At 72.4% G+C, this 15,518-nt stretch carries 13 protein-coding genes; 8 read left to right on the forward strand and 5 right to left on the reverse strand.

Annotated elements, in window-relative coordinates:
- The first annotated feature begins 18 nt into the window (after nucleotides 1-18).
- The gene (gene pspAA / locus NX794_RS28860) at nucleotides 19-297 is read left to right on the forward strand and encodes a PspA-associated protein PspAA (RefSeq protein ID WP_258782212.1); all 279 of its coding nucleotides are present in this window, start codon (nucleotides 19-21) and stop codon (nucleotides 295-297) included.
- A gap of 13 nt (nucleotides 298-310) precedes the next feature.
- On the opposite strand, the gene NX794_RS28865 is transcribed toward pspAA, so the two are convergent.
- Nucleotides 311-1,687, reverse strand: a complete 1,377-nt coding sequence (locus tag NX794_RS28865) for a hypothetical protein (protein ID WP_428985979.1) — start codon at nucleotides 1,685-1,687, stop codon at nucleotides 311-313.
- A 399-nt stretch (nucleotides 1,688-2,086) separates the two neighbouring features.
- Between NX794_RS28865 and NX794_RS28870 the strand changes: the two genes are divergently transcribed.
- The 3 genes from NX794_RS28870 to NX794_RS28880 all read left to right on the forward strand — a co-directional run bounded on the left by NX794_RS28870 (nucleotide 2,087) and on the right by NX794_RS28880 (nucleotide 7,386).
- Nucleotides 2,087-3,385 (forward strand): sensor histidine kinase, encoded by a 1,299-nt coding sequence (locus NX794_RS28870; RefSeq protein WP_258782213.1) that lies wholly within the window; start codon nucleotides 2,087-2,089, stop codon nucleotides 3,383-3,385.
- The gene (locus NX794_RS28875) at nucleotides 3,382-4,062 is read left to right on the forward strand and encodes a response regulator (protein WP_258782215.1); all 681 of its coding nucleotides are present in this window, start codon (nucleotides 3,382-3,384) and stop codon (nucleotides 4,060-4,062) included. The genes NX794_RS28870 and NX794_RS28875 overlap by 4 nt, the downstream gene beginning before the upstream one ends.
- Before the next feature lie 225 nt (nucleotides 4,063-4,287).
- Nucleotides 4,288-7,386 carry an efflux RND transporter permease subunit gene (locus NX794_RS28880; RefSeq protein ID WP_258782217.1) on the forward strand — a complete coding sequence of 1,033 codons (3,099 nt, stop codon included), beginning with the start codon at nucleotides 4,288-4,290 and terminating at the stop codon, nucleotides 7,384-7,386.
- Nucleotides 7,387-7,452: 66 nt separating this feature from the next.
- Here the strand turns inward: NX794_RS28880 and nadA are convergent, their stop codons facing one another.
- A complete protein-coding gene (nadA, locus tag NX794_RS28885) occupies nucleotides 7,453-8,637 on the reverse strand; it encodes a quinolinate synthase NadA (RefSeq protein WP_258782218.1) in 1,185 nt (394 codons plus the stop codon).
- A gap of 284 nt (nucleotides 8,638-8,921) precedes the next feature.
- On the opposite strand from nadA, the gene NX794_RS28890 reads away from it, so the two are divergent.
- The gene (locus tag NX794_RS28890) at nucleotides 8,922-9,278 is read left to right on the forward strand and encodes a HesB/IscA family protein (protein WP_061919812.1); all 357 of its coding nucleotides are present in this window, start codon (nucleotides 8,922-8,924) and stop codon (nucleotides 9,276-9,278) included.
- 67 nt (nucleotides 9,279-9,345) lie between these two features.
- Here NX794_RS28890 and NX794_RS28895 read toward each other — a convergent pair whose 3' ends face one another.
- Together NX794_RS28895 and NX794_RS28900 are read right to left on the reverse strand one after the other, a co-directional pair.
- Nucleotides 9,346-10,875, reverse strand: a complete 1,530-nt coding sequence (locus NX794_RS28895) for a hypothetical protein (protein ID WP_258782220.1) — start codon at nucleotides 10,873-10,875, stop codon at nucleotides 9,346-9,348.
- Nucleotides 10,876-10,978: 103 nt separating this feature from the next.
- On the reverse strand, nucleotides 10,979-11,200 hold the full coding sequence (locus NX794_RS28900; RefSeq protein ID WP_258782221.1) for a hypothetical protein: 222 nt from the start codon (nucleotides 11,198-11,200) through the stop codon (nucleotides 10,979-10,981).
- A 129-nt stretch (nucleotides 11,201-11,329) separates the two neighbouring features.
- Between NX794_RS28900 and NX794_RS28905 the strand changes: the two genes are divergently transcribed.
- The gene (locus NX794_RS28905) at nucleotides 11,330-12,304 is read left to right on the forward strand and encodes a carbohydrate kinase family protein (protein ID WP_258782222.1); all 975 of its coding nucleotides are present in this window, start codon (nucleotides 11,330-11,332) and stop codon (nucleotides 12,302-12,304) included.
- 23 nt (nucleotides 12,305-12,327) lie between these two features.
- Here NX794_RS28905 and NX794_RS28910 read toward each other — a convergent pair whose 3' ends face one another.
- Complete coding sequence (locus NX794_RS28910) at nucleotides 12,328-13,707, reverse strand: cysteine desulfurase/sulfurtransferase TusA family protein (protein WP_258782224.1); 1,380 nt, start codon at nucleotides 13,705-13,707, stop codon at nucleotides 12,328-12,330.
- Between the two features lie 294 nt (nucleotides 13,708-14,001).
- Here NX794_RS28910 and ctaC point away from each other — a divergent pair, with 294 nt between their 5' ends.
- Both ctaC and NX794_RS28920 read left to right on the forward strand, forming a co-directional pair.
- A complete protein-coding gene (gene ctaC, locus NX794_RS28915; protein WP_258782226.1) occupies nucleotides 14,002-14,964 on the forward strand; it encodes an aa3-type cytochrome oxidase subunit II in 963 nt (320 codons plus the stop codon).
- Nucleotides 14,961-15,518 (forward strand): cbb3-type cytochrome c oxidase subunit I (locus tag NX794_RS28920; protein WP_258782227.1); only part of this gene is annotated, 558 nt, incomplete at its 3' end. The genes ctaC and NX794_RS28920, both read left to right, overlap by 4 nt.

Raw genomic sequence — 15,518 nt, forward strand, 5'->3', positions numbered from 1 at the left:
GAGCCGAGGAGGGCCGACGTGATCGTACGGATCATGGGGGAGGGCCAGGTGCAGCTGGACGACTCCCACTTCGCCGAGCTGAACACGCTGGACGACGAACTCCTCCGGGAGGTGGAGAGCGGTGACGAGGCCGGGTTCCGGCGCACCCTCACCGCTCTCCTGGACGCCGTACGACGGCTCGGCACGCCCCTGCCGGACGACGCCCTGGAGCCCTCCGAGCTGATCCTGCCGACCCCGGACGCCTCGCTCGCGGACGTCCGGGACCTGCTCGGGGACGACGGGCTGATCCCGGGCTGACGGTCCCCGGTGCTCAGTTCAGGGTGAACCAGGTGGTGCGGGACTTCTGCCACTCCGGGTGGGAGAGGTCCTTCGCCTCGGTGCCGTCGCCGTACAGGTCGGCGGCGCCGTCGTCGGTGATCAGCCGCACCCGGGCGCCCGGCGCGGTCAGGTCGGGCACGGACACGATCGACTCCCAGCCGCCCGCGTCCGCCGTCGGCAGGTCCAGCACCTTCACCGGCTGGTGCCCGGCGACGCCGTCCCAGGAGTAGAGGGCGTACGGCGCGCTGTTGTCCTCCGCCGCCCAGGACCCGGCGAGGATCAGGTACTGCCCGAGGGAGTTGCGGCGCAGGTCCCGCACCGACAGCCCGCCGAGGTCCAGCTCGACCGGGGTGCCGACGGCCGCCTTCGCGCCCCGCGCCACCTGGTCCAGGTTGGTGACCGGCACCAGCAGCGCCTTCCCGCCGGTCCGCGGCGGCACCAGCGGGGCGCGGAAGCCGACGTAGGCGGTGGTGGTGGAGCCGGGCGCGAACTCCAGGCCCTCGACGTTGAAGCCGTCGACCTGCTTCGGGACCTGCCCCTCGGCGGTGGCGGCGGCGAAGCCGTACCGGTCGCCGTTGGCCTCGTCCCAGGCCACCAGGTCGTCGCGCAGCCGGTGGCCGGCGCTGCCGAAGGCCACCTGGGTGGCGGCGCCGGACCCGGAGAGGGTCGTGGTGAACACGGTGTTCCGGTCGGCCTTGTACGCGCCGTCCTTGTTGTTGCCCAGCGAGCCCGTCCAGTAGACCGTGTCGCCGACGCGCGTGGCGCCCTCGATGTCGACCTCCTTGGCGGCGTCCAACGCGTCGTCCAGGTCCCAGGTGCGCACCGGGGCGCCGGAGGCGGCGCCGTCGTACAGGCGCAGCGTGTTGTCCTCGTCGTTGGCGACGAGCAGGTAGCCGCCCCCGGCGTCCACCGCGGCCGAGGCGTCCGAGGCGCCGGTGAGATAGCGGGCGTCCGCGCTGTGCTGGACGGCCGGGGAGGCGGCGTAGTGCAGGGTCGTGGTCGCCGTCTTGCCGCCGAGGCCGGTCACCTTCAGCGTGAGGTCGGTGTAACCCTGGGCGTGCGCGGTGACGGCCACGGTACGGCTGCCGCCGGTGCCGGTGAGGTGTATGTCCGCGGTGCCGGCCACGCTGCCCTTGCTGCTCTTGGTCGCGGTGACGGCCAGCGCGGAGGCGTCGGCACCGCTCTGCGCGACGGTGACGGCGACCGTCGGGTCACCGGTGGCGCCGACGGCTCCGGAGAGATACCCGGCGGACAGCTTGATGGTGGGCGTGCCGTACGTCGCCGCGCGCGCGACGGGGCCGGTGAGGCCGATACCGGTGACCGAGACGAGCGTGAGCGCTGCGGCGGACCAGCGGGACAGTGGGCGCACGGGTTCCCTTTCGACGACGGAATGCCGAGGAGCAGGCTGAGCGCACCCGGCCAACACGGACCGACCTGCGATCGACGTCCCGCCCAACAGCGGGGGGCGCGTCTGTGTCGTGCGGGCGCGGGCCCGGGATGGCTGGTCGCGCAGTTCCCCGCGTCCCTGGGGAGTTGCGGGTGTGCGGTGTCTCTCCGGTGCGGGCGCGGGCCTCGGCCGATACCGCCCGGCGCGGGGCCGGCGTCCCGCCCGGCAGCGGGGGCGCGTCGGTGTCCTGCGGGTGGGGGGTGGCTGGGCGCGCAGTTCCCCGCGTCCGTGGGGAGTTGCGGTCGTCCCCGTCCGGCGGGCAGTGGGCCGGTGTGGACTTTGGCTGACCGGTGCCCGGAAGGCCCCGTACTGTTCCTTATCGTGAGCACTCTCGAACGTGCCCGGTGCGGCCTGAAGGCCCATCCCCTCGCGCTGGACGCGGCCGTCGCCGCCGGGGTGCTGGTGTGCATGGTCGTGGGCTCCTTCGCCGTGCCCAAGGACGGGCAGGGCGTGGTGTGGGGCATCCACCCGCCGGACCCGCTCAGTCTGGTGCTGATGCTCCTCTCCACCGCGGCCCTCGTCCTGCGCCGCCGTGCCCCCAAGGCCGTCCTCGCCGTCACCGGCACCTTCTCCGTCGTCGAGTGCGTCACCGGCGACCCGCGCGCCCCGGTCGCGATGGCCGCCGTCATCGCGCTCTACACCGTCGCCGCCACCACCGACCGCACCACCACCTGGCGCGTCGGCCTGCTCACCATGACCGTGCTGACGGCCGCCGCCATGCTCGGCGGCCCGCTGCCCTGGTACGCGCAGGAGAACCTCGGCGTCCTCGCCTGGACCGGCATCGGCGCCACCGCCGGGGACGCCGTCCGCAGCCGCCGCGCGATGGTGCAGGCCATCCGGGAACGCGCCGAGCGTGCCGAGCGCACTCGCGAGGAGGAGGCCCGCCGCCGCGTCGCCGAGGAGCGGCTGCGTATCGCCCGCGACCTGCACGACGTCGTCGCCCACCACATCGCGCTGGTCAACGTGCAGGCCGGGGTCGCCGCCCATGTCATGGACAAGCGGCCCGACCAGGCCAAGGAGGCCCTCGCCCACGTCCGCGACGCCAGCCGCAGCGCCCTGAACGAGCTGCGCGCCACCGTCGGCCTGCTGCGCCAGTCCGGCGACCCCGAGGCCCCCACCGAACCCGCCCCCGGCCTCGGCCGCCTCGACGAGCTGGCCGCGACGTTCCGCAACGCCGGGCTGCCGGTGCAGGTGGCCCGCGCCGACCAGGGCACCGACCTGCCGGCCGCCGTCGACCTGGCCGCCTACCGGATCGCCCAGGAGGCCCTGACGAACGTCCGGAAGCACGCGGGACCGGACGCCAGGGCCGAGGTCAGCGTCGTCCGGGTCGGACCGCGCCTGGAGGTCACCGTGCTGGACGACGGCGGCGGCGAGGCACCCGTGCCCGAGGCCGGCGGCGGGCACGGACTGCTCGGCATGCGGGAGCGGGTCAGCGCCCTCGGCGGCACCCTGACCACCGGACCCCGCTACGGCGGCGGCTTCCGCGTCCATGCGATCCTGCCCGTCGAGACAGGCACCGGGACAGGTGCCGAGACCGGTACCGAGACCGGTGCCGAGGCCCGCGCCGGCACCCGCACCGGCACCGCATCCCGTACGACGGCCCAGGGGGACCCCGCATGACGATCCGTGTCCTGCTCGCCGACGACCAGGCACTGCTGCGCAGCGCGTTCCGGGTGCTGGTCGACTCCGAGCCGGACATGGAGGTGGTCGGTGAGGCCTCCGACGGCGCCGAGGCCTTCCGGCTGGCCCGGGAGCAGGCCCCCGACGTGGTCCTCATGGACATCCGGATGCCCGGCACCGACGGCCTCGCCGCCACCCGCCTGATCAGCGCCGACCCCGCCCTCGCCCAGGTCCGCGTGGTCATCCTGACCACCTTCGAGGTGGACGACTACGTCGTCCGGTCGCTGCGCGCCGGCGCCTCCGGCTTCCTCGGCAAGGGCAGCGAACCGGAGGAACTGCTGAGCGCCATCCGGATCGCGGCCGGCGGCGAGGCCCTGCTCTCCCCGGCCGCCACCAAGGGGCTGATCGCCCGCTTCCTCGCCCAGGGCGACGGCGACGACGACCGCGACCCCGCCCGCGCCGAACGCCTCGCCGCGCTCACCGGCCGGGAGCGGGAGGTGCTGGTACAGGTCGCGGGCGGCCACTCCAACGACGAGATCGCCGGGCGCCTGGCGGTCAGCCCGCTGACCGTGAAGACGCACGTCAACCGGGCCATGGCCAAGCTCGGCGCCCGCGACCGGGCCCAGCTCGTGGTGATCGCGTACGAGTCGGGCCTGGTCCGCCCCCGCACGGACTGACCCCGCCCCCGCACGGACTGATCTCCACCCGCTACCCCTGGATCTCCACCACCGCTCTCCACCCGGCCGTACTGCGCGCGGAGTAGGGCAGGCGGGCGGAATCGGCCCTGGGGGCTACGAACCGGCCACCCCGCATGGGCCAGGGTGTGAGGGTGGGCGCCGCCGTCGCGTCCCGTGCCGCCTCTGCCGCTCACTGAAGCGCTCACCGAAGAGAGACCCTGACCCATGTCCTGGCTGTCGAGATTCAGCCTCGCGCAACGGGCCCTCGTGGGGCTCGTCTCGCTCATCGCGCTCGCCTTCGGGCTGATCGCGATACCCCAGATCAAGCAGCAGCTGCTGCCCACCATCAGCCTGCCCATGGTGTCGGTGATCACGCCGTACCGGGGCGCCTCGCCCGACGTGGTCGAGAAGCAGGTCGTCGAGCCCATCGAGGACAACCTCCAGGCCGTCGACGGCGTCACCGGCGTGACGTCCACCGCGAGCGAGGGCAACGCCGTGATCATGGCGTCCTTCGACTACGGCAACGACACCAAGCAGATCGTCGGTGACGTCCAGCAGGCCGTGAACCGGGCCCGCAACCAGCTCCCGGACGGCGTCGACCCGCAGGTGATCTCCGGCTCCACGGACGACATGCCGACCGTGGTCCTCGCCGCCACCTCCGGGCAGGACCAGCAGGCGCTGGCCGACCGGCTCGACCGGACCGTCGTACCGGCCCTGAAGGACATCGACGGCGTCGGCCGCGTCCAGGTCACCGGCGTCCGCGACCTCCGGGTCGAGGTCACCCCGGACGACGCGAAGCTCGCCAGGGCGGGACTCACCTCCGCGGCCGTCGGCGAGGCCCTGAAGGCGGGCGGCGCGACCGTCCCGGCGGGCTCCTTCGCCGAGGACGGCGCGAGCCGCACCGTCCAGGTCGGCGGCGGCCTCACCTCGCTCCAGCAGATCAAGGCGCTGATGGTCACGGGGCAGGGCGGCAAGCCCGTCCGGCTCGGCAGCGTCGCCACCGTGGAGGAGAAGCCGGCCCCGGCCGACTCCCTCACCCGCACCGACGGGCGCCCCAGCCTCGCGGTCAACGTGACGATGGACCACGACGGCAGCGCCGTCTCCATCTCGGACGCGGTCAAGGACAAGCTCCCCGGCCTGCGCGCGGACCTGGGCGCGGGCGCGAAGCTCACGGTCGTCAGCGACCAGGGCCCGGCGGTGTCCAAGTCCATCGCGGGCCTGACCACGGAGGGCGCGCTCGGCCTGCTCTTCGCGGTCCTGGTCATCCTGGTCTTCCTGGCGTCGGTCCGCTCGACGCTGGTCACCGCGGTCTCCATCCCGCTGTCCGTCGTCCTCGCGCTGATCGTGCTGTGGACGCGCGGCCTGTCCCTGAACATGCTCACACTGGGCGCGCTGACCATCGCCATCGGCCGGGTCGTGGACGACTCGATCGTGGTCCTGGAGAACATCAAGCGCCACCTCGGCTACGGCGAGGAGCGCAGGGAGGCGATCCTCACCGCGGTGCGCGAGGTGGCCGGCGCGGTCACCTCCTCCACCCTCACCACCGTCGCCGTGTTCCTGCCGATCGGCCTGGTCGGCGGCATGGTGGGCGCCCTGTTCAGCTCCTTCAGCATCACGGTGACGGCGGCCCTGCTGGCCTCGCTGCTGGTCTCCCTGACGGTCGTGCCGGTGCTGTCGTACTGGTTCTTGCGCGCTCCCAAGGGCACCCCCGAGGACGCCGAGGAGGCCCGCCGCAGGGCTGAGGAGAAGGAGTCGCGCAGCCGGCTCCAGAGGGCGTACGTCCCCGTGCTGCGGTTCGCCACGCGCCGGCGCCTGACCAGTGTGCTGATCGCGATCGTGGTCCTGGTCGTCACGTTCGGCATGTCGGGCCTGCTGAAGACGAACTTCTTCGACCAGGGCGACCAGGAGGTCCTCACCGTCAAGCAGAAGCTGAAGCCCGGCACCAGCCTCGCGGCCACCGACGCGCAGGCCCGGCGGGTGGAGAAGCTGCTCGCCGCCACCGACGGGGTGAAGGACTACCAGGTCACCGTCGGCTCCTCCGGCTTCATGGCGGCCTTCGGCGGCGGCACGGACACCAACCAGGCCTCGTACCAGGTGATGCTCGCGGACGGGGCGTCGTACGACGGTGTGCAGCGGCACCTGGAGGACGGCCTGAAGAAGCTGAAGGGCATCGGCACGACCACCGTGTCCGGCGGTGACAGCTTCGGCGACCAGGACCTCAGCGTCGTGGTCAAGGCCTCCGACCCGCAGGCGCTGCGCACCGCGGCGGAGCGGGTCCGGGCCACGGTCGCCGGCCTCGACCACGTCACGGACGTCAGCAGCGACCTCGCCACGAGCGTGCCGCGCATCTCCGTCAAGGCCGACGCGAAGGCGGCGGCGGCCGGGTTCGACGACCAGAAGCTCGGCCTCGCGGTCGCGCAGGCGGTCAGCGGCACGAAGGCGGCCACGGCGGTCCTGGACGACACCGAGCGGGATGTCGTCGTGAAGTCGGCGAAGCCGGCCGACACGCTGGCCCGGCTGCGGGCCCTGAAGCTCGGTCCGGTGAAGCTCGGCGACATCGCAACGGTGAAGCTGGTGGACGGCCCGGTGTCGCTGAACCGGATCGACGGCCAGCGCGCCGCGACGATCACCGCGCGGCCCACCGGGGACAACACCGGCGCGGTCAGCGGCACGCTCCAGTCGAAGATCAAGGCCCTGAAGCTCCCGGCGGGCGCCGAGGCCGAGATCGGCGGTGTCTCCTCGGACCAGGACGACGCGTTCAAGAACCTGGGCCTGGCCATGCTGGCGGCCATCGCGATCGTGTTCATGCTGCTGGTGGCGACGTTCCGCTCGCTGGCCCAGCCGCTGATCCTGCTGGTCTCCATCCCGTTCGCGGCCACCGGCGCGATCGGCCTGCTGGTCGCCACCGGCACCCCGATGGGCGTCCCGGCGATGATCGGCATGCTGATGCTGATCGGCATCGTGGTGACCAACGCGATCGTGCTGATCGACCTGATCAACCAGTACCGCGCCCAGGGCTACGGCGTCGTCGAAGCCGTCGTCGAGGGCGGCCGGCACCGCCTGCGCCCGATCCTGATGACGGCCCTGGCGACGATCTTCGCCCTGCTCCCGATGGCGCTCGGCGTCACCGGCGAGGGCGGCTTCATCGCCCAGCCCCTCGCGGTCGTGGTGATCGGCGGCCTGATCACCTCCACCCTCCTGACCCTCCTGCTCGTCCCGACCCTCTACGCCATGCTGGAACTCCGCAAGGAGCGCCGGGCGGCGAAGAAGGCGGCGAAGCGGCAGGACAGCGAGCCCGAGGTGCTCGAACCGGCCGGCGTCTGAGACGCGCCAGAGGCCCGGCTCCCCACCAGAGAGGGGAGCCGGGCCTCAGCCGTGGGTGCCCGAGCCCTACGGCAGCGCCAGCATCCGTTCCAGGGCCAGCTTGGCGAAGGACTCCGTCTCCTTGTCGACCTCGATGCGGTTGACCAGGTTGCCCTCGGCCAGCGACTCCAGGGCCCAGACCAGGTGGGGGAGGTCGATGCGGTTCATGGTGGAGCAGAAGCAGACCGTGCGGTCGAGGAAGACGATCTCCTTGCCCTCCGGGGCGAAACGGTTCGCCAGGCGGCGCACCAGGTTCAGCTCCGTGCCGATGGCCCACTTGGAGCCGGCCGGGGCGGCCTCCAGGGCCTTGATGATGTACTCGGTCGAACCGACGTAGTCCGCGGCGGCCACCACCTCGTGCCGGCACTCGGGGTGCACGAGCACGTTCACGCCGGGGATGCGGGCGCGCACGTCGTTCACCGAGTCCAGGCTGAAGCGGCCGTGCACCGAGCAGTGGCCGCGCCACAGGATCATCTTCGCGGCCCGCAGCTGCTCGGCGGTGAGGCCGCCGCCCGGCTTGTGCGGGTTGTAGACCACGCAGTCGTCCAGGGACATGCCCATGTCCCGGACGGCGGTGTTGCGGCCCAGGTGCTGGTCCGGCAGGAAGAGCACCTTCTCGCCCTGCTCGAAGGCCCAGTCCAGGGCCCGCTCGGCGTTCGAGGAGGTGCAGATGGTGCCGCCGTGCTTGCCGGTGAACGCCTTGATGTCCGCCGAGGAGTTCATGTACGACACGGGGACCACCTGGTCGGCGACGCCCGCCTCGGTGAGCACGTCCCAGCACTCGGCGACCTGCTCGGCCGTCGCCATGTCGGCCATCGAGCAGCCGGCCGCGAGGTCGGGCAGGACGACCTTCTGGTCGTCCGAGGTCAGGATGTCGGCCGACTCGGCCATGAAGTGCACGCCGCAGAAGACGATGTACTCGGCCTCCGGACGGGCGGCGGCGTCCCGGGCCAGCTTGAAGGAGTCACCCGTGACGTCGGCGAACTGGATGACCTCGTCGCGCTGGTAGTGGTGGCCGAGCACGAAGACCTTGTCGCCGAGCTTTTCCTTGGCCGCGCGGGCGCGGGCGACCAGGTCGGGGTCGGAGGGCGACGGCAGGTCACCGGGACACTCGACGCCCCGCTCGCTCTTCGGGTCGGCCTCACGGCCGAGCAGCAGCAGGGCGAGCGGAGTCGGCTGCACGTCGAGCTCCGGGGTCTGGGCGGTGGTCACGACACGCACCCTTTCTACTTTTCGTCTAACTGACGCTATCTATCATAACCGCTTCACGTCAGTTTGACGATGGCCATAGCGTCCATGTGACGTGAATCCCGCTCGGCGCCCACCCCGCCCCCACCTCGCCCGCGTTCCGGCCGCTGACGTTGCCGCCGGGCGTGTGCGAGCATGAGAAAGGAACGACGAACGCGACCACGCGCATGCCCGGCCGGAATGAATCCGCGAAAGCGCCGGTTGCACTGGTCGGCAAGCAGTCTCCGTACAACCCGGGAGAGATGTAGATGTCCGTATCGGACGAGACCACCACCGTCACCGACGGCATCATCCTGACCGACGCCGCCGCGTCCAAGGTCAAGGCCCTGCTCGACCAGGAAGGCCGCGACGACCTCGCCCTCCGTGTCGCCGTCCAGCCCGGCGGCTGCTCCGGCCTGCGCTACCAGCTCTTCTTCGACGAGCGCTCGCTCGACGGCGACGTGGTGAAGGACTTCGGCGGGGTCAAGGTCGTCACCGACCGCATGAGCGCCCCGTACCTGGGCGGTGCCACCGTCGACTTCGTGGACACCATCGAGAAGCAGGGCTTCACGATCGACAACCCGAACGCGACCGGTTCCTGCGCCTGCGGCGACTCCTTCAGCTAGTCCGGCCCGGCCGGCACGGCGAGGCGGCGGCCCCCCACCCGGTTGGGGGGCCGCCGCCTCGGCGTCTTCAGCGGGCCTCGGGCCCGGCCGATTCCGCCTTCGCCCGCGGGATGGCGGCACCGTCCGCGCCGACCACCTTCCGGCCGTCCAGCGGCGCGTCCAGTCGTACGGTCTTCTCGTACTCCTTGGCGATCATCACGCACACCTTGCCCGGCCAGGGCTTCTCGGTCACGGTGACCGACACCCGGCCCGCGCTCTCCCGGGCCGCCGCCGTGAAGTCGGCGCAGACCCCGCCGGAGAAGCGCACCTTCAGGTCCCGGCCGTCGGCCGTGTAGCCGGTCACCCGCACCTCGCGCGGGCCGGAGGTGGCGGTCGGGCCGAGGGACGACGAGCCCGACCCGCCCGACGACGGCAGGTACTTCGGGTCCACCGCCGGATACGTCACCGTGTACGCGCTCCCCGCGTCCTGCGCCCGCACCTGGAACAGCCACGACGGCACCAGCGACGGGTGCCCGGCGACCGCGTGCGCGGCCAGCCCGAACACCGCCTTCTCGACCGTGACCGTCCCCCTCGCCCGCTTGGGCGTCCCCGTGCTCGCACCGCACGGCTGCTCCAGCCGGTCCTTCGCCGGCACCGGGGAGGCACAGCCGCCGATCCCCATCCGGTGGCCGTCCTTCGCCGTCCCGTTCAGCAGCTCCAGCGTCTTCGCGGCGCTCACCACCGGATAGGTGTCGCCCTTCACCGGCGCCCCCAGCATTCCGTGGCCGCCGACCAGTTCGCCCTTCTCGCCGACCGTCAGCCCGGTCGTCCAGCCGTACGTCGGCAGGCCGCCGACCACCGGATCGGCGTTGACCACCCGCTGCGCGCCCTGCACCTGGCTCGCGTCGGTCTTCGCGTCCGCCAGCCCGGCCGCCTTCAGCACCGGCGCCGCCGCCTCGGTCGCCTTGCTGACGCTCACCGCCGTACCGCCCGGACCCATCGGGTCGTGCGCGCACAGCGGGCCCTTCTCGCAGTTGTCGGTGCCCGGCGCGTAGCGGCTGTAGGTCCAGCTGCCCTGCGCGTCCCGGTTCACCTGGAGGGTCGCTCCGGTGCCGTCCTTGCCGCCGACCCGCCAGGTCCGCCCCTCGGCCACCGGGGCGCCGTCCATCCCGAACGCCTTCGCCAGCCGGGCCACCGCGTCCTCGCCGACCTCGCCCCGCGGCGCGTACACCGGCGCCGAGCCGGGCCCCGCGGGCAGCTCGCCCCGGGCCGTGTACGTCGCGCCGGACGGGTCCGGCTCCCCGGGCGCGATGCCGTTCGCGCCCGACCAGCCGTCCAGGGCCAGCGGCGGGGGAGTACGGTCGCCGCCCGCCGAGTCACCCGCCCCCGTACGGCCGTCCGCGCCGCCGTCCGCGGCCAGGTACGCCCCGCCGCCGCCCACCAGCAGCACCGCGACCGCGACGGAGGCGACGACCAGCGGCGACCGGTGCCGGCCGGACCGCGCGTCGCCGTCCGCCGCCGCCTCTTCAGGCTTCCGGTTGGTCTCCGACAGCCCGGCGTCGCCGGAGTTCTCGGGCACCTCCGGTTCCCCGGAGTTCTCAGGCCGCTCGGTGTTCACCGCATCGCTCCTCGCTGCGTCGGGTCCCGCCGTCCCCTCGCGCGGGGGACGGCGATGGGACGCGGGCGGGGAGCGCGCGGTTCCCCGCGCTGCGCCGTCCGGGTCAGTCGCCGTAGTCCGACATGGCGTCCAGCAGCCGGGCGGAGCGGGCCGGCACCCGCACCCCGTGGATGAGGGACGGCGGCACCGGCCGCGCCGCGCCGTGCTCGGGAGCCGCCCAGTGTCCGGCCATCCGGGCGCAGTCGCCGCGCAGCGTGGCGAGGTCGCCGTCGAGGTCGGCCGGGGCCGGGACCGGGGCGGGGGAGTGGACCTTGAGGTTCGTCATGACGGCACCGTAGGCATGCTCAAGGGTGCGAAGAAAGATCTACTATCGGGTAGTTTTGTCGCCTTCAGTGGCGCCACGGGAACGGGTAGCGTGAACTGTCAATCCACCCTCCCGCAGGAGAATGCCGACGTGCGCATCGCAGTCACCGGCTCCATCGCCACCGACCACCTCATGACCTTCCCCGGCCGATTCGCCGACCAGTTCGTCGCGGACCAGCTGCACACGGTCTCGCTCTCCTTCCTGGTCGACAACCTGGACGTACGCCGAGGCGGCGTGGCCGCGAACATCGCCTTCGGCATGGGACAGCTCGGCGCGAAGCCCATCCTGGTGGGCGCGGCCGGCTTCGACTTCGAGGACTACCGGGCCTGGCTGGAGCGGCACGGCGTCGACACCGAGTCGGTCCGCATCTCCGAGACCCTGCACACCGCCCGCTTCGTGTGCACCACGGACGCCGACCACAACCAGATCGGCTCCTTCTACACCGGCGCGATGAGCGAGGCCCGCCTCATCGAGCTGAAGACCGTCGCCGACCGGGTGGACGGCCTCGACCTGGTCCTCATCGGCGCCGACGACCCGGAGGCCATGCTCCGCCACACGGAGGAGTGCCGCTCCCGGGAGATCCCCTTCGCCGCCGACTTCTCCCAGCAGATCGCCCGCATGGACGGCGAGGAGATCCGGATACTGCTGGACGGCGCCACGTACCTGTTCTCGAACGAGTACGAGAAGGGCCTCATCGAGACCAAGACCGGCTGGACCGACGCGGAGATCCTGTCCCGGGTCGGCCACCGGGTCACCACGCTCGGCGCGCGCGGCGTACGCATCGAGCGGACCGGCGAGGACCCCATCGAGGTCGGCTGCCCCGAGGAGGAGCGCAAGGCCGACCCCACCGGTGTCGGCGACGCCTTCCGCGCCGGCTTCCTGTCCGCCCTCGCCTGGGGCGTCTCGCTGGAGCGCGCGGCCCAGGTCGGCTGCATGCTGGCGACGCTCGTCATCGAGACGGTGGGCACCCAGGAGTACCAGCTGCGGCGCGGCCACTTCATGGAGCGCTTCGTGAAGGCGTACGGCGACGAGGCGGGCGAGCAGGTCCGCGCGCACCTGCGCTGACCCCGCGCCCGACGGGTGGCGGCTCAGCCGAGCCGGCGGACCAGGTACGCCGTACCCCGTTCCGCCGGCTCCTCCCCGAGGTACTCCTGGCCCCGCATCTCGCACCAGGCCGGGATGTCCAGCCGGGCCGCCTCGTCGTCGGACAGCACCCGGACCGTGCCGCCCACCGGCACGCCGGGGAAGACCCGGGCCAGTTCGATGACCGGGATGGGGCAGCGCCTGCCGAGGGCGTCCACCACCAGGGCGTCCTCCGCCGTCACCACCGCCGCCGGCACCGGCGCCCCCAGCTTCTCCCGCACCCCGGCGACGGCACCCGGCAGCACCGCGAGGAACCGCTCGACGTCCGCCTCGGCGGTGCCCGCCGGCAGGGAGACCCGCACGTTGCCCTCGCTCAGCACGCCCATCGCCTTCAGCACATGGCTGGGCGTCAGCGTGCTGCTCGTGCAGGACGATCCGGAGGACACCGAGAACCCGGCCCGGTCCAGCTCGTGCAGCAGCGCCTCCCCGTCGACGTAGAGACAGGAGAAGGTGACGATCCCGGGCAGCCGCCGCCCGGCGTCCCCCACCACCTCCACGTCCGGCACCAGCTCCGGCACCCGGGCCCGGATCCGCGCCGTCAGCTCCCGCAGCCGCTCCGCCTCCCGGGCCGCCTCCGCCCGCACCGCGCGCAGCGAGGCCGCGGCCGCCACCACGGCCGGGATGTTCTCGAAGCCGGGCGCCCGCCCCGACTCCCGCTCGTCCACCGGCCCTTGGGCGGCGAACCGCACCCCCTTGCGCACCGCGAGCAGCCCGACCCCGGCCGGCCCGCCCCACTTGTGCGCACTGGCCGCCAGCAGCGACCAGTCACCCTCGACCGGCCCCCACCCCAGCGACTGCGCCGCGTCCACCAGCAGCGGCACCCCCGCGGCCCGGCAGATTCCGGCCACCTCGGCCACCGGCTGTACGGTCCCCACCTCGTGGTTGGCCGACTGGAGCACGGCCAGCGCGGTGTCCGCCCGGAGCGCGGCGGCGTATCCGGCCGGGTCCACGGCCCCGGCCCGGTCCACACCGACCCGGCTCACGGTGCCCCCCGCCGCCTCGGCCACCTCAGCCGAATGGAGCACAGAGGAGTGTTCGACGGCCGACACGATCAGGTGACGCCCGACCCGCCGCCGCCCGGCCAACGCCCCCGCGACGCCCGTGTGTACGGCCCGCGTCCCGGACGGCGTGAACACCAGCTCGTCCGCCCGGCACCCCACCGCCTCCGCCGCCGCCTCCCGCGCCGCGTCCAGCAGCATCCGCGCCTTCCGCCCCTCCCGGTACAACCGCCCCGGATCGGCCCACCCGTCATCCAGCGCGGCCGACAACGCCTGACGGGCAACGGGGTGAAGGGGAGCGGCGGAGGCCGCGTCGAAGTAAGGCACGGGGTAACCGTAAATCGCCGGCCTGCTGTCAGGGGCGCGGGGAACTGCGCGACCAGCCGAAATCCGTCCCGCACCCGCCCGCGAGACCGCCACAGCCCCCATGATCATGCGCCTGGTCCCACCCCAACCGAGTGACAGGCGACGCGTATGCCCCCCTCCCCGCGAACCCCCGGAGGGCGTCGGCTAGGGTTTGGTCCGCATAAACATCCAAACCCCTGCCCGACGCAGGGCGGCGACCGACCAGCGAGAAGGCCGCAGCCGACCGCGCGGGCGAGACTCTCGGGAAGGCGCTACGTGAGTCCCAACGGCTCCGACCGCTCGCCGCGGCGCCCGATGCGGCGGAAGCTGCTGCAGGCACTGACCGCGGGCCTGGTCCTGGCGACCGCCACCGGTTGCACATACAAGGACTTCCCCCGCCTTGGTATGCCCACCCCGACCACGGAGGAGGCTCCCCGGATCCTCTCCCTGTGGCAGGGGTCGTGGGCGGCCGCGCTCGCCGTCGGCGTGCTGGTGTGGGGCCTGATCCTGTGGAGCGCCATGTTCCACCGGCGCAGCCGCACCAAGGTCGAGGTACCTCCGCAGACCCGGTACAACATGCCCATCGAGGCCCTGTACACGGTGGTCCCGATCATCATCATCTCGGTGCTGTTCTACTTCACCGCCCGGGACGAGTCGAAGCTGCTCAGCCTCACCGACAAGAAGGCCGACGTCACGGTCAACGTGGTCGGCTTCCAGTGGAGCTGGGGCTTCAACTACATCGAGAACGTGCCCGGGTCCACCGGCGACGCCAGGACCGACAAGAACCTGGACGCGATCCCGAACCGGTTCAAGGACGCCTTCCCGGCGAACGCCGGCGGTGTCTACGACGTCGGTACGCCCGGTACGCGCAACCCGCAGACCGGCAACCCCGGTCCGACGCTCTGGCTGCCCAAGGGCAAGACGGTCCGTTTCGTCCTGACCTCTCGTGACGTCATCCACTCCTTCTGGGTGGTGCCGTTCCTGATGAAGCAGGACGTCATCCCGGGCCACACCAACGCCTTCCAGGTGACCCCCAACAAGGAGGGCACCTTCCTCGGCAAGTGCGCCGAGCTCTGCGGCGTCGACCACTCCCGGATGCTGTTCAACGTGAAGGTCGTTTCCCCCGAGCGTTACGAGCAGCACCTCAAGGACCTCGCCAAGAAGGGGCAGACCGGTTACATTCCCGCCGGCATCGCGCAGACGAGCCACGAGAAGAACCGGGAGACGAACAACCTGTGAGCATCCTCAACGAACCCCAGGGTGCCGCGGCAGCTGAGGACTCGTCCGAGAACGAGCTGCCGGTCAGGCGCAAGCAGCCCGGCAACGTCGTGGTGAAGTGGCTGACGACCACCGACCACAAGACCATCGGAACGCTGTATCTGGTCACGTCCTTCGCGTTCTTCCTGATCGGCGGCGTCATGGCGCTGCTCATGCGCGCCGAGCTGGCCCGTCCGGGCCTGCAGATCATGTCGAACGAGCAGTTCAACCAGGCGTTCACGATGCACGGCACGATCATGCTGCTGATGTTCGCGACGCCGCTGTTCGCCGGCTTCACCAACTGGATCATGCCGCTCCAGATCGGCGCGCCCGACGTGGCGTTCCCGCGGCTGAACATGTTCGCCTACTGGCTCTACCTGTTCGGCTCGACCATCGCGGTCGGCGGCTTCCTCACCCCGCAGGGTGCGGCCGACTTCGGCTGGTTCGCCTACTCCCCGCTGTCGGACGCGGTCCGCAGCCCGGGCATCGGCGCCGACATGTGGATCATGGGTCTGGCCTTCTCCGGCTTCGGCACC

Source organism: Streptomyces pyxinicus, assembly GCF_024753135.1.
Taxonomy (GTDB): Bacteria; Actinomycetota; Actinomycetes; order Streptomycetales; family Streptomycetaceae; genus Streptomyces; species Streptomyces pyxinicus.

What these genes read in the sequence shown, in the direction of transcription:
- NX794_RS28875 (WP_258782215.1), top strand. Translation starts at nt 3,382, where the DNA reads ATGACGATCCGTGTCCTGCTCGCCGACGACCAGGCACTGCTGCGCAGC.
- NX794_RS28880 (WP_258782217.1), top strand. Translation starts at nt 4,288, where the DNA reads ATGTCCTGGCTGTCGAGATTCAGCCTCGCGCAACGGGCCCTCGTGGGG.
- NX794_RS28890 (WP_061919812.1), top strand. Translation starts at nt 8,922, where the DNA reads ATGTCCGTATCGGACGAGACCACCACCGTCACCGACGGCATCATCCTG.
- NX794_RS28900 (WP_258782221.1), bottom strand. Translation starts at nt 11,200, where the DNA reads ATGACGAACCTCAAGGTCCACTCCCCCGCCCCGGTCCCGGCCCCGGCC.